The 13,993-nt window shown below is 55.7% G+C and carries 15 protein-coding genes; 1 reads left to right on the forward strand and 14 read right to left on the reverse strand.

What is annotated here, in order from left to right:
* Positions 1 to 117 precede the first annotated feature (117 nt).
* A complete protein-coding gene (locus BJL95_RS15275) occupies positions 118 to 1,026 on the forward strand; it encodes a DMT family transporter (RefSeq protein WP_254786815.1) in 909 nt (302 codons plus the stop codon).
* A gap of 176 nt (positions 1,027 to 1,202) precedes the next feature.
* Here the strand turns inward: BJL95_RS15275 and BJL95_RS15280 are convergent, their stop codons facing one another.
* The 14 genes from BJL95_RS15280 to BJL95_RS15345 form a co-directional block, all read right to left on the reverse strand.
* On the reverse strand, positions 1,203 to 3,809 hold the full coding sequence (locus tag BJL95_RS15280) for a glycosyltransferase (protein ID WP_071159101.1): 2,607 nt from the start codon (positions 3,807 to 3,809) through the stop codon (positions 1,203 to 1,205).
* Between the two features lie 223 nt (positions 3,810 to 4,032).
* Positions 4,033 to 4,230, reverse strand: a complete 198-nt coding sequence (locus BJL95_RS15285) for a winged helix-turn-helix domain-containing protein (RefSeq protein ID WP_064028147.1) — start codon at positions 4,228 to 4,230, stop codon at positions 4,033 to 4,035.
* An 87-nt stretch (positions 4,231 to 4,317) separates the two neighbouring features.
* Positions 4,318 to 4,572, reverse strand: a complete 255-nt coding sequence (minE, locus tag BJL95_RS15290) for a cell division topological specificity factor MinE (protein ID WP_064028145.1) — start codon at positions 4,570 to 4,572, stop codon at positions 4,318 to 4,320.
* The gene (gene minD, locus BJL95_RS15295; protein WP_071159103.1) at positions 4,572 to 5,384 is read right to left on the reverse strand and encodes a septum site-determining protein MinD; all 813 of its coding nucleotides are present in this window, start codon (positions 5,382 to 5,384) and stop codon (positions 4,572 to 4,574) included. Before minD ends, minE begins: the two co-directional genes overlap by 1 nt.
* A gap of 19 nt (positions 5,385 to 5,403) precedes the next feature.
* Entirely contained in the window at positions 5,404 to 6,147 is a 744-nt protein-coding gene (gene minC, locus BJL95_RS15300; protein ID WP_071159105.1) for a septum site-determining protein MinC, read from the reverse strand.
* A gap of 69 nt (positions 6,148 to 6,216) precedes the next feature.
* Entirely contained in the window at positions 6,217 to 7,575 is a 1,359-nt protein-coding gene (mgtE, locus tag BJL95_RS15305; protein ID WP_064028140.1) for a magnesium transporter, read from the reverse strand.
* A 17-nt stretch (positions 7,576 to 7,592) separates the two neighbouring features.
* Positions 7,593 to 8,462 (reverse strand): RNase adapter RapZ, encoded by an 870-nt coding sequence (gene rapZ / locus BJL95_RS15310; protein WP_071159107.1) that lies wholly within the window; start codon positions 8,460 to 8,462, stop codon positions 7,593 to 7,595.
* A gap of 51 nt (positions 8,463 to 8,513) precedes the next feature.
* On the reverse strand, positions 8,514 to 8,804 hold the full coding sequence (gene raiA / locus BJL95_RS15315) for a ribosome-associated translation inhibitor RaiA (RefSeq protein ID WP_064028135.1): 291 nt from the start codon (positions 8,802 to 8,804) through the stop codon (positions 8,514 to 8,516).
* Between the two features lie 36 nt (positions 8,805 to 8,840).
* Entirely contained in the window at positions 8,841 to 10,277 is a 1,437-nt protein-coding gene (locus BJL95_RS15320; RefSeq protein WP_071159110.1) for an RNA polymerase factor sigma-54, read from the reverse strand.
* Positions 10,278 to 10,291: 14 nt separating this feature from the next.
* On the reverse strand, positions 10,292 to 11,017 hold the full coding sequence (gene lptB, locus BJL95_RS15325) for an LPS export ABC transporter ATP-binding protein (RefSeq protein WP_064028131.1): 726 nt from the start codon (positions 11,015 to 11,017) through the stop codon (positions 10,292 to 10,294).
* Entirely contained in the window at positions 11,017 to 11,517 is a 501-nt protein-coding gene (gene lptA / locus BJL95_RS15330; RefSeq protein WP_064028129.1) for a lipopolysaccharide transport periplasmic protein LptA, read from the reverse strand. Before lptA ends, lptB begins: the two co-directional genes overlap by 1 nt.
* Positions 11,504 to 12,073, reverse strand: a complete 570-nt coding sequence (gene lptC / locus BJL95_RS15335; protein WP_064028127.1) for an LPS export ABC transporter periplasmic protein LptC — start codon at positions 12,071 to 12,073, stop codon at positions 11,504 to 11,506. Before lptC ends, lptA begins: the two co-directional genes overlap by 14 nt.
* Positions 12,070 to 12,603 (reverse strand): 3-deoxy-manno-octulosonate-8-phosphatase KdsC, encoded by a 534-nt coding sequence (gene kdsC / locus BJL95_RS15340; protein WP_071159111.1) that lies wholly within the window; start codon positions 12,601 to 12,603, stop codon positions 12,070 to 12,072. The genes lptC and kdsC overlap by 4 nt, the downstream gene beginning before the upstream one ends.
* 12 nt (positions 12,604 to 12,615) lie before the next feature.
* Complete coding sequence (locus tag BJL95_RS15345) at positions 12,616 to 13,590, reverse strand: SIS domain-containing protein (RefSeq protein WP_071159113.1); 975 nt, start codon at positions 13,588 to 13,590, stop codon at positions 12,616 to 12,618.
* Positions 13,591 to 13,993: the final 403 nt, after the last annotated feature.

Below are 13,993 nucleotides of genomic sequence, written 5' to 3' on the forward strand. Positions count from 1 at the left end.
CGAATGTTTGTCGCCATTCTCGCGGTAAATGCCGCCCGCGTATACCTCCAACCCGAATCGGGCCGCCGAAGCACCGTCAAAAGCAGGTAAACTAAACCTTTATCCATTCACCCGACCGTGTCCAAATCCACTTCGCCGCCGGCCGCCCGGCTCGTTTCCAGCGCCGCGCGCCGTCGGCAAACCTTGGGCTTGCTGGACATGATTGCCGCCTGTTTATTGTTCTCGTTGATGAACGCCGGCGTTTACGCCAGCCAACGACTGGACCCCGGCTTGCCGGCGGTGATGGCCAGCTTCATTCGGATTCTGTGCAATCTTGCCGTACTGATCCTTCCGGCATTAGCCGGCCGTCGGCTGACGGCCTTGCTGGGCGACGGCCGGCCATCGCTGTGGTTGCGCGGCTTATTCGGCGCCAGCGCGCTGATGCTGTCGTTTACCTCGATCGCCTGGATCGGTCCCGGCGAAAGCACGTTTTTAACCTCCAGCAGCGGCGTGTTCGTCGCCTTGCTCAGCCCTTTCCTACTGGCGCAGAAGAACTCGTTGGCGGTCTGGCTGGCCATCGTTGGCGCCTTTAGCGGGGTCGGTTTGCTATTCGACTTTCGGCAAAGCGGCAATTTGTTCGGCCAGACCACCGCGCTCGGCGCCGGCTTGCTGTCGGCGCTGGCCTATTTGATGTTGGCGAGGGCCGGACGCAGCAACCCGGCGACCACGGTAATCTTTTATTTTTGCTTGGCGGCGCTAATCCTGCACGCCGCCTATTTTACGGCGTTCGGCTTCCGCTGGCCGGCCAGTCCGGAGAGTTGGGGCTTGCTGATCGTGGTCGGTCTGCTCGGCAGCGGCGCCCAGCACTATCTAACCCGCGCCTACCAATCGGCACCGGCGGCCTTGGTCAGCTCGGTCGGTTATCTGACGCCGGTGCTGAGTCTGAGCTGGGGCGCGATCTTCTTTGAACAAATCCCCAGCTCAACCGCGCTGCTCGGCGCGGTGTTGATTTTATTGTTTGGCGTGTTGTTGCCATTTTTGCGCTAGCGGCGGGGATTTGCTAGCCACTTGCAGCCATCTTTCGAATTGATAGTTCCATGTTTGCGATCAGGAATTCCGCCATGTTGCTTAAGCTTGCTTTCGGCGCGGGACGACCATCAAAAAACGGCATAAAAAAGCCCTCGCCAACTTAACGTCGGCGAGGGCTCGGTCGGTCCGGTTAGTTATTCAGCGTCCATTTCGTCGGCCGACAGCTTCTGGCCGGGGATGTAGTTGGGGGCCACGCTGATCAAAATGGTCAGGAAGGTCGCAATATACGGCACCGACTGCACCACCAATACCGCCACCCACAAGCGGCCGCTCAGATTATCGAACTGTGGCTCCATCCGCATCGCGACCGCGCCTGCCAGCAGCAGGATCAGCAGCAGCAGTTCCTGCCAGATAATCAGCAAACCGGCAACTAGCGGGCCTTGCTGCTCGTATTTAGGTGTCCGCATGAACGGTTTGCCGGATGTAAACAAGCCTTGCAAGGTGCCGCGCGCCACGGTGTGGGTCAACGACAAACCGGCCAAGGCCGCGCCCAAGGCTTGCCAGAGCGAGCATGCCACCCTGGCCTTATACAGCCACAGCCCACGCAGGATCTTGAACGCGAACAAACCTATCGTCGGCAACAGAAAGGCGTTGACCGGCAACTCGCTATGTTTCGGATCGTAAAGCAGCAAGGCCGTCAATACCAGGCTGGTACCGGTGAACAGTAGGGCCAACGCGTCGGAAAACCAGGGCAACCAACCGGCGACGAAGTAGTAGCGCTGCGCCGACGTCAACGAGGACTTCTTATTGGGCAAGAAATGCCGCCAATGTTGCTTGATGATCTGCATCGCACCGTAGACCCACCGGAAACGTTGGGTCATGTAACCGGAAAACGTATCCGGCATCAGACCGCGACCGAAGGATTCCTTGCAATAAACCGAGTCGTAACCAGCCTCGTACAAGCGCAAACCCAGTTCGCTATCCTCGCAGATACACCATTCGCCCCACGGACCGACTTTTTCGAAAGCCGATTTGCGGATCATCGTCATCGTGCCGTGCTGAATAATCGCGTTGTACTCGTTGCGCTGCACCATGCCGATATTGAAAAAGCCGGCGTACTCCCAATAGCACATGTTTTTGAAAGAGCTTTGGTGGGAATCCCGATAGTCTTGCGGCGATTGCACAAAGCCGACGTTTTCCTGATCGAAGTAGGGCACCATGGCTTTCAGCCAATCCGGCGATAGGATGTAATCGCTGTCGATGACCGCGATGATTTCGGCGTCTTCAGCGGTGTTTTCCAGTGCGTAGTTGATCGCGCCGGCTTTATAGCCCGGCCAATTGTCCAAATGGAAGAAGCGGAATTTCGCACCCAACCGGTCGCAATCGTCGCGGACCGGCCGCCATACCGCCGGGTCCTTGGTATTGTTGTCCATCACCAGGACTTCGAAGTTCGGGTAATCGACCTTGGCCAGCGCGTTCAGTGTCTTGCGGACCATTTCCGGCGGCTCGTTATGGATCGGCAAATGAATGGACACTTTCGGATATCGGAAATCCGTCGGCGGCGTTAACGGCGTAAAGGTACGTCGGCCCTTGCGGTGCCATAACACTTCGGCGATTTCCAGACTCTCGGTCAACAGCACCAAAATCGCCATCGCCTGCATCATCAACAAAATCGCCCAAAACACCACGGAGAATCCGGTCTGATATTGCGCGGCGGCGATAGACGCGGACCAAAACAGTACCGATGCCGCCAAGTTGGCGACGATGCCGAAAAACAGCTTGCCGGGTAGCTTCAAGCTCTTGCGGGTGAACAGGAACGCCGCCATCAGGATGATGCTCAACAAGGCCGCGCCGCTGGCCCAGTTGCGCCAAGTCGGGTTGGCCAGCACGTCGCCTTCCATCGGAAACTTGGGCTCTCGATCGACGTTGAACACACCCCAATAGGCACCGGCGGTCCCTTCGATCTCGATTTTCCAAGGTTGGTCGAAGGCTTCGACAACGTAATAAATCAGCTTTTCCTCGGTGGCCCGGTTCAAAAATCCACGCAGAAATTTAGCCTGATTGGCCAACGAAGCGGTCGAGTGTTTGTAGGGCTGTCCGTCCGACGGCCAACCGACCTCGGAAATCACGATTTGCTTGCCGGGGTACATGGCTTGCAATTCGTGATAGCGCATGAATACGTAATCGACCGCCTCTTCGATCGGAATGCCTTCCCAGTAGGGCAGAATATGCACGCCAATGTAATCTACTTCGGCAACCAGCTCGGGATGGGCTTCCCACACGTCCCAGGTTTCGGCGGTACTGACCGGCTTCCAGGTGCGTTTTTTCACCTCGCGGATGTACTCGATCAGCTCCTCGATTTCGACGTTCTTGCGGATCTGGGTCTCGTTGCCGACCAGCGTGCGAACAATGGCTTTCGGATATTGGTTGCTAAGCTGGATCAGCGCTTCGATTTCCCGGCGGTTTTTCTCGCGGTCGTCGTCTATCCAGGCGCCCATCGCCAAGTTCAAGCCGTTCTTGGCCGCCAGTTCCGGCACGACTTCCATGCCTTCCAACGCGGTATAGGTTCTGATCGAATGCGCCTTGTCCGACAGCAGGTTAATGTCTTCGGCGATTTGTTCCTGGGTCGGGTATTTGCCTTCGCGCGGGTTGGAATCTCGACGCATCGGGCTGAAGGTCAGCCCCATCATGGTTTTATTCCAGGACGGGATTTTTAGGGGATTGTTAATGTAGGACCAGATACCGAGGTTGACGGCAACCAGAAACACCAATGAAAAAAAGGTGGCAATTTTGGCTTTCATTTCGGGTGACAAACTCCGCTAGGGAAAAATTATTGTTGTTATGGCGGTTATCGAGACGCATCGGTCGCACCGACGGACGTTAACGCCGCCACGCCGGGCATTCCCGGCGGACGGCGAATCGGAGGGCACCTCCCGGATCGTCCAATACCGCGATACAGCCACCGGTATTGGAAGCGAACGCGCTTAGGCCAGTCTTAAGCGCTCCGGAGAGACAAAGGAACGATTACTTGAGAGAGACCGTTTCAACGCGGCCTTTCATTTCGATGTTGAGTTTATCTTCCTTAGCCAGCCAGCCCAAGGCCCGCTGTACCTCGTTTTTGCCCAAACCAGTCTCGGTGGTGATTTTGTTGACACTGGCCTCACCGTTGGTATTCAAAAATTGCCAGATTTTTCCGGCCGCTTCACCAATTATCTCTACCATTTCAGCTCCTCACACTTTAAGCAACAAAAAAATCGGGTATTCGGTCCGGCGCCACGCGGCAGACATACAACAAACGCTAAAGCGCGATTAACGTTCGTCGGGCAACACAATATTGAGTTCCAATGTTTCCTGATTGCCATCCTGCTCGAAATTGACGGTAATCGCATCCTGACTGACATTGACGTATTTACGAATCACCGCGAGCAACTCCTGTTGCAATTGCGGCAGATAAGAAGGCTGATTTCGCGAGGCGCGCTCGTGGGCGACCAGAATTTGCAGCCGTTCCTTGGCCAACGATGCGCTACTGGGCTTGGATGACCGGAAATAATCTAACAGACTCATCACTTACTCCCGAACAGCTTGCTAAACAAGCCCTTCTTCTCTTCCTCTATGAATCGGTGGGGACGATCCTCGCCCAAATAACGCGCGACGATGTCGGCATAAGCCTGACCGGCGTCGCTTTGCTCGTCCAAAATCACCGGGGTGCCCGAGTTGGAGGCATTCAATACCGACTTGGACTCGGGAATCACGCCCAACAGATGCAGCGACAAAATTTCCTGCACGTCATCCACGCTCAACATTTCGCCCAGCTTGACCCGATCGGGGGAATAACGGGTCAGCAACAAATATTCCTTGATCGGCTCGTCACCCTTCTCGGCGCGGCGCGACTTGCTAGCCAGTATACCCAGCATCCGATCCGAATCGCGCACCGACGACACTTCCGGGTTGGTCACGACGAAGGCATCGTCGGCAAAGTACATGGCAAGTGTAGCACCGCGTTCGATTCCAGCGGGCGAATCGCAAACGATGTATTTAAAATCCTTGGCTAGTTCTTCGAGAATGCGCTCGACGCCGTCCAGGGTCAGCGCATCCTTATCGCGGGTTTGCGAGGCGGGCAAGATATAGAGCTGATCGCAACGCTTGTCCTTGATCAGGGCTTGGTTCAAGGTTGCTTCGTTGTTGATCACATTGACCAAATCGTAGACCACTCGCCGCTCACACCCCATGATCAAATCCAGATTACGCAGACCGACATCGAAATCGATAACAGCGGTTTTATGGCCTTTCTTGGCCAAACCCATCGCGATCGCCGCGCTGGTGGTGGTTTTACCCACGCCGCCTTTTCCTGATGTTACTACGATAATTCTGGCCAATGTCGTTCCTCCTAGAAATCTAAAGTTCTTTGATGATCAGCTTCTGGTTCGCCAGACTGATTTGTACCGGTTTATGCGGGGCGTGCTGACTCAAATCGTCGCGGAGCTGGTAGGTGCCGGCAATCGAAATCAACTCGGCTTGCAAATCGGAACAAAAAATCCGACTCTCGGCGTTGCCTAGTACGCCAGCCAAGGCGCGTCCCCGCAACGAACCGTAGACGTGGATGTTGCCCTCCGCCATGATTTCGGCACCGGCACTGACAGTCGCGGTCACGATCAAATCGCCTTTGGCGTAAACGCGCTGTCCGGAACGTACCGGTTGAGTGATTAATTTATTTTCGACGTTCGACGCGGCGGGGGCCGATGGTGGCGGCTCCGGCGTCGGCAATGGCTGCTTGGCGGGCTCTTTGCTGATTAGCGGAGTATTGCTACCGTGCAGCGAATGCACCGGCAGATTCATCGCCAGCGCTACTTGGTTTTGTTGCTCGTTACCGCCGCGGATGCCGACCGGCATGAAACCGTGGGAACGCACGGTCGCCACGATGTCGGCGAAATCTAGCACCAGATTCTGCGCGTTGAGCTTTTGCAAATCGATCAACAGCGGCGAATTGCGAAAGAACTCCGGGGCCTGGGCGACTTTTTCCTTGAGTTGCTCGTCGATGGCGGGCAAGTCGTTTCCGGACAGCAGCAGCACCGGGACGGTCAATGAGGTGCTTTTAAACTCCAAAGCTGTTTTTTGCGAGTTAATGGTGCCGGTGGACATCGATTTGGGAAAATCAGCTCATGTATGACCCCGAATGTTAGCATTTTCCGTGACAAAAAGCACAATCGCTTACAGTAAAAACAGCGTCGCCAAACCTAAAAAGGTCATAAAACCAACCACATCGGTGACCGTTGTCAACAGCACCCCGCCAGCCAACGCCGGATCGACACCGATTTTTTGTAACAAAACCGGAATCGCCACACCGGAAAAGGCCGCGCAGACCAAATTGATCAGCATCGCCGCGCCGAGCAGGATACCAATGTGCGGATTGTGAAACCAAACTCCGGCCACGGCGGCGACGACGACCGCCCAAATCAGCCCGTTCAACAAGCCGACCGAAATTTCCTTGAACAACAAGCCGCGAGCGTTGCCGCCGCTGATCTGACCCAGCGCCAAGCCTCTAACCACCAGCGTCAAGGTTTGACTTCCGGCGATACCGCCCATGCTGGCGACGATCGGCATCAATACCGCCAAAACCACGATTTGCTGTATCGTATCTTCGAACAAATCGATGACCCAGGCCGCCAGAAACGCGGTCAACAAATTGACGCCCAGCCACAAGGCCCGGCGTTTGGCGCTGGCCACGACCGGTGCGAACATGTCGTGTTCCTCGGTCAAGCCGGCCATGCTCATCAGCGAATGATCGGCTTCTTCGCGAATCACATCCAGGATGTCGTCGATCGTAATCCTACCCAACACTTTACCGTCGTCGGCCAGTACCGGTACCGACAGCAATTTGCGCCGCTCGAACAGCGCGGCCACGTCTCGGCTCGGGGTTTTGTAGGAAATCCCCGGACTCTTGGTATCCATCAACTCGGAAACCTTGGTGTGCGGATCGTGCGTCAACAACTGGCTGATCGCCAACACCCCCTGAAAACTATCCTTGCGATCGACGACGATCAGGCTGTCGGTGCCGGCCGGCACCCGGCCGCGCAGCCGCAAATAGCGCGACACCACATCCAAGGTAACATCCGCCCGTATCGTCAAGACGTCTTGAGACATCAAGCCGCCCGCCGTATGCTCGCGGTAACTGAGGGCTTGTTCGAACCGATTGCGGTTGTGCACTCCGATCGATTCCATAACCTGAGACAGCAAGGGTTCCGGCAAGACATGCAACAAGTCCACCATGCCGTCGGCACCCATTTGCTCGGTCGCGGCCATCAAATCCTTACGGTCGGTGATCGCCAACAACGCGGTCGCAACTTCGACATTCAACTCGATCAACACCTCGCCCATGACACCGGGCGGAATCAAACGCCACAGGCTGGCGCGCGGCTCCGGTTCCAGCGCCTCCAACACGAATGCCGCTTCGGCCGGATATAGCGAACGCACCAGATTGCGAATTTCGATCTGCGAGCCCTTGGCCAGAATCGCCGTAGCGCGCGCCAAGAGATGTTCGCCGTTTTCCGGCAGGGTGGGTGTTGTCATAAGCTGAAACCGGAAGGTTAGGAGGCCGGGAAACGTAACTCCCGATGCCTGACGATAATGTTAGGGGTAAGGGTTTTAAAGTGTTGCCCCAGCGTCTCGACCAAGTATACCGAACGGTGTTGACCGCCAGTGCAGCCGATCGCGATCGTCAGGTAGCTGCGATTGTCGGACTCGAAACGCGGCGCCCAACGGCCGACGAAATAACCGACATCGTGCAGAAATTCCTTGACGGCCGTTTCGTGCTGCAAAAATTCGACCACTTCGGCGTGTTTACCGGTCAAACCCCTTAGCTGCGGCACCCAATACGGATTCGGCAAACTGCGGGCGTCGAACACGAAATCGGCATCCAGCGGCATGCCGTATTTGAAGCCGAAAGACTGAAACAAAATGGACAGCGAACTCCTACCTTTCTCGCCCAAGCGGTTTTTCAACAAGTCCCGCAACTGATGGTAATGGGTAAAACTGGTATCGATGACGATATCCGCGATCACCGCCACCGGATGCAACATTTGTCGTTCGATGTCCAGCGCCTCGCGCAACGGCAAGCTTTCGGTGGTCAACGGATGTTTGCGCCGAGTTTCGCTGTAACGCTTCAGGATGATATTTTCGTCGGCTTCCATGTAAACCACTTCGCAATCGATACCCTTGCCGCGAATAAATGCGATGCAATCGGGGAAGTCCGCCAGTTTTTCGGTGCGATTGCGGGCGTCGATGCCGATCGCGGTCTTGGCGTACGTGGCCGGCGCCTTCGCCATCACGTCGTCGACAAATTGCTGCAACAGCACCACCGGCAGGTTATCGATGCAGTAGTAACCGCAGTCCTCCAGGGTATCCAGGGCGATACTTTTTCCGGAACCGGACAAGCCGCTGACGATGACGAGTTTCATGATGAGAATTCGAGGCGGGGACGCCAAACCGTCCCCGCGAACCGATAGGAATTAACGGTGATTTTGGTTTTTTTCTTTGTGTTTGACGATTTGTCTGTCCAGTTTATCGACCATGTTATCGATCGCGACATACATATCTTCCTGGACATCCTCGGCATACAGTTTGGCGCCGCTGATTTGCACGGCCGCTTCGGCTTTTTGCTCCAGTTTCTCGACGGTCAAAATCACGTGAACGTCCACGACGTTGTCGAAATGACGCTTGATCTTGCTGATTTTGTCTTCGACATGAGCTTTTAACGAATCGGTAACTTCTACGTGATGACCGGTGATACTAACTTGCATGGAATACTCCTGTTTTTAAAAATTATGCTTCCGTACTCAGATAAGCCTTTTCCGCTGGCTGGTTGGCGGTATCGACATCGCTTCCCGGTATTTGGCAATGGTGCGGCGGGCGACGTTGATGCCTTTTTCATTCAATAAGTCGGATATTTTACTATCGCTTAATGGCTTGGCCGGGTTTTCGGAACCGACCAATTCTTTGATCAGCGCCCGAATCGCGGTCGCCGAACATTCTCCGCCGCCATCGGTACTGACATGGCTGGAGAAGAAGTATTTGAATTCGATGACGCCGTGCGGCGTGTGCATGTATTTTTGGGTGGTGACCCTGGAAATCGTCGACTCGTGAAGTTCCAGTTCCTCGGCGATATCCCGCAACACCATCGGCTTCATCGCGATCGCGCCGTGCTCGAAAAAATCGCCCTGCTTTTCGACGATGCTGCGCGCGACCCGCAACAAGGTGTCGTTGCGGCTGTGCAGGCTTTTGATAAACCAGCGCGCTTCCTGCAGATGGTTTTTCATGCTGACGTTGTCCTGGCTGTTGTCAGCCCGCTTGATCATCCCGGAATAAAACGGATTAATTCGCAATTTGGGAGCGATTTCCGGATTCAGATTGACTTGCCACGCCCCGGCTACCTTCGCGACGAACACATCGGGCACCACGTATTCGACGCTGACTTCCTGGACTTGACCGCCAGGCTTGGGGTCCAAGGTGCGGATCAAGGCCAACACGCCCCGCAACACGTCCTCGGTCATACCGACGCGCTTGATCAAGCGGGCTTGATCGCAAGTCGCCAGTAAATCCAGATGCCGCTTAACAAAATCCAGCGCATCCTCACGGTAGGGTGTCGTCGCCGGCAACTGCAGCAACTGCAAACGCAGGCAATCGGCCAAGTCCAAAGCCGCCACGCCGACCGGGTCGAAATTCTGCAGCATGTGCAACACGGCCTGAACCTCGTCGATTTCCAGATTGTCGAGTTGCTCCTGCAAGCCCTGACAAATGTCGTTCAGATCGGTGGCGATGTAACCGTCGTCGTTGATGGCATCGATAATCGCCGCCGCGATCGCGTAGTCGCGGTCGGAGATGGGCAGCAACTCCAATTGCCAGAATAAATGATCGTGCAGGCTTTCGGACTTGCTGCGGAAGCTTTCGAATTCCGGCGTGTCGCCGTCGTCTCCGCCACTGGGCAAACTGCTTTCGTAAACATCGTCCCAGCTGACGTCGACCGGCAATTCGTCCGGCATGTCGGTTTGCGACCCCTCGCTGGTGACTTGATCGGGGTTTTCGGCTTTCTTTTCTCGAAAATCCAAATTCAGCGACTCTTCCTCTTCCACCTCCAGCATCATATTGGATTCAAGCGCCTGCTGGATTTCCTGCTGCAAATCCAGGGTCGACATCTGCAACAATTTGATCGCCTGCTGCAATTGCGGCGTCATCGTCAGACTCTGACCGATACGGAGTTGTAAGGATTGCTTCATGTGTATTTAAAAATCTATAAGCTAAATTTATCGCCCAGATACACTCTGCGCACTTCCGCATTGTCGACCAGTTCGCGGGATACACCCTCCGCGATAACCTTGCCGTCGTTCAGGATGTAGGCGCGATCGCATATCTCCAATGTTTCTCTGACCTTATGCTCGGTAATCAAAATACCGATGCCGCGCTGCTTCAGATGCGCGATGATTTTTTGCAATTCCAGCACCGAAATCGGATCGACGCCGGCAAACGGTTCGTCCAGCAAAATAAATTGCGGCTCGCTGGCCAAGGCACGGGCGATTTCAACCCGGCGCCGCTCGCCGCCGGACAAGCCCAGCGCCAGTTGCTTGCGCAAATGGTTGATATTAAATTCCGCCAGTAGTTCGTCAATCATTAGCTCGATCTGACCGTCGGTCAAGTCGTCGCGAATCTGCAACACCGCCCGCAAATTATCCGCCACGCTCAATTTGCGAAACACCGACGCTTCTTGGGCCAGATAGCCTATCCCCAAGCGGGCCCGCCGATGCATCGGCTGGTAGGTGATGCGCTGATCGTCCAGGTAAATATCGCCCTTATCCGCCCTAATCAAACCGACCAGCATGTAAAAGCTGGTGGTCTTCCCGGCGCCGTTGGGGCCGAGTAAGCCGACGACTTCGCCGGTATCGACCTGCAAACCGACACCATCAACCACGTTACGGTTGTTGTAGCGCTTGTACAACTGCTCGGCAAGCAAACGCGCCATTACGGAGCCTTTTTGGTCTTGGGTTGAATCACCGAATGCACCCGCTTGCCATCGGTGCTCTGCTCGCCGGCCTTCAACAGCGAGTTCTTGGTATCGTACTCGATATACTCGCTGGACTGTTTGGCGTCGCCCTGCCAAACCGAGGCGTTCTTCATGAAAATCAGCAGATTTTTTTCCGGGTAGAATTCGTTGACCAAGCCTTCGCCGTGCATTTCGTCCTTGCCGACGGCGGGCAACTGTTTGAAGCGCGACGGCTTACCGGTGGCGATTAGCTTGGTGATGGCTCCGTCCTTCAGGTAAACCACCAACTGATCGGCATCGATACGAATCGTGCCTTGCGTCGCGACGACGCCGCCGGTATACGTGCTGACCTGGGTTTTCTCGTCGTAGACGGCATTGTTCGAGTCGATGTAGATCGGTTGTTCCGAATCCGACTCCAGCGCAACGACCGCCGGCGCGAGCCATAGCAGGCTCCAACCCAGCATTTTACTTAATTTCATAGCGACCTTTCACTTTGGACAACAATTTCAGGTGAATCGGACTGACGAAAGTCGCTTCCATACCTATTCCCGCCGTTTTATTGGGCGGGCCGATAATTTCGGCCCAAGCCGCTGTCTCCGCATAATGGCTGGCGAGATTAACCCGCAAATCCGAAGTATTGACGGTCAGCGCCGCGTTGGTTTTGGACGCCTCCCGATTGATAAAAACCGTGCCGTTCAATTGCAAATGTTCGCCGTCGGCGGCCATCACGCCACTATCGGCTTTAATCACCCAGGGCATTTGGTTGGGGTTGTACAGCGTCATCACCGGCTTTTGCAAATGGGTGCTGCCGTCGGTTTTAAAATGCTGCATCCGCTCGGCGGACAGCTCGTTTTTAGCGATACCGTCCAGACCCATTTCCTGTTTGTAATAGACCTCGCTGAAAAAATCGGGACTGTTTTCCTCGATCTTGATCTGCTCCTGACGCAGCTCATGCATTTCCGCCAGCCACCAGGACAACGCCGCCGCCAGCGCGACGTAAGCGTACACGGCCAGATTGCGGATGCGTCCCTTCATAGATAGGCCTGCAAAACCGAATCGAAACGCCCCTGCACCTGCATGATCAGATCGCAAACCTCGCGCACCGCGCCCAGTCCGCCAGCCGCTTCGGTTTGCCAGTCGGCGTAACGTTTGACCGCGAAATTGGCATCGGCAACCGCCACCGCGAAACCTACCTGGCGCATAATCGGCAAATCCAACACATCGTCACCGACATAGCCGACCTGCTCGGCTCGCAACCCCAACAACTCCAGAATCTCGGCGAATGCGGCTCGCTTGTTCTCGTGGCCCTGGTACACGTGTTCGACGCCCAGACCACGCATGCGCAACGTCACCGAATTCGACTTGCGGCCGGAAATGACCGCCACCTCGACGCCGGTCTGCCGCAACAACTTGATACCGTGCCCGTCGCGGGCATGAAAACATTTATATTCTCGCCCCTCGTCGTCGAAAAACAGCCGGCCGTCGGTCAACACGCCGTCGACGTCCAAAATCAACAGTTTGAGGTTTTCAATGAGTTGCAGCTTTTGTCTATCCAATCCAAACATGTCGCAATGCCCTCAAACGATGCCGGCCCGCAGCAAGTCGTGGGTATTGAGCGCACCCTGCAAGACCCGCTCGTGATCGACAACCAACAAGGCGTTGATTTTTTTGGTTTCCATAATGCGCATCGCCTCCGCCGCCAACATTCCGGCATCGATGACTGTGCCGGGTCGGCTCATGACTTGCGCGACTTGAGTAATGTGAACATCGAGATTTTTCTCCAGCATCCGCCGCAAATCGCCGTCGGTAAAAACTCCCACCACCTTGCGATCGGCATCGACCACCGCCGTCATGCCCAATTTCTTTTCGGTCATTTCCAGCAAGGCCCGACTAACCAAGACGTCGTCGGCCACCACCGGCACTTCGTCGCCGCGATGCATCATATCCTCGACCCGCAACAGCAGGCGCTTGCCCAGGCTACCGCCCGGATGCGACAACGCAAAATCGTCGCGGGTAAAACCGCGGGTTTCCAATAAGGACACCGCCAACGCGTCGCCCATCACCAGGGCCACCGTCGTGCTGGCGGTCGGCGCCAAGCCCAACGGGCAGGCCTCCTGTTCCACCGAGACGTCCAGATGCACGCTGGCCATGCGGGCCAACGTCGAATCGGCATTGCCGGTCATCGCCACCAAGGGCACGCCCAGTCGCTTAATGATAGGCAAGATCGTCAAAATTTCCCCGGTCTCGCCGGAGTTGGATAATGCCAACACCACGTCCTGGCGAGTAATCATACCCAGATCGCCATGGCTGGCCTCGCCCGGATGTACGAAAAACCCCGGCGTCCCGGTGCTGGCCAGCGTCGCGGCAATCTTACCGGCAATATGCCCGGACTTGCCCATGCCGGTCACGACCACCCGTCCCTTGCAGTCCAACAACAAATGGCAGGCCCGAACGAACGCCTCGTCGATCCGTTCCGCCAGACGCGCGACGGCCTGCATTTCGGTCTGAATCACCGCCAGCGCCAAGGCCTGAATATCGTTATCGCCGCTCACCCGTTACCCTGCCCCAAAACCGCAAAATAAAAAGGAACCATTATTGCATGTAACCGCCGGTAATTTCACGCAACACTTACATCCCAGCGACGATTACACCGCAAAACCGGGCGCGCAAATCCTCGATATTAACCTAACGATCATGAAACGATTTGTCACTGCGGACAATGAATAAGGAAGGGCGTCGTAGCGGATTCAGCGGCGATCGAAGGCGTTCCGACCCAGGTATGCCGGTCCTTTGCCCAATGGCTTTCATAAACAGTCACCAAAATTGGGAAAAAATCCGCAAGCTCACGACAAATCCAACCGTCGCAAGACTTGCCAAGCGTGCAAGCTGGCGGCGAACGGCAACCCGAATTCGGCCAACATCCGGCGCCTGGAAACAGGCGCTAGACTTCTCGAT

This window comes from Methylomonas sp. LWB, from assembly GCF_001856095.1.
Classification (GTDB): domain Bacteria; phylum Pseudomonadota; class Gammaproteobacteria; order Methylococcales; family Methylomonadaceae; genus Methylomonas; species Methylomonas koyamae_A.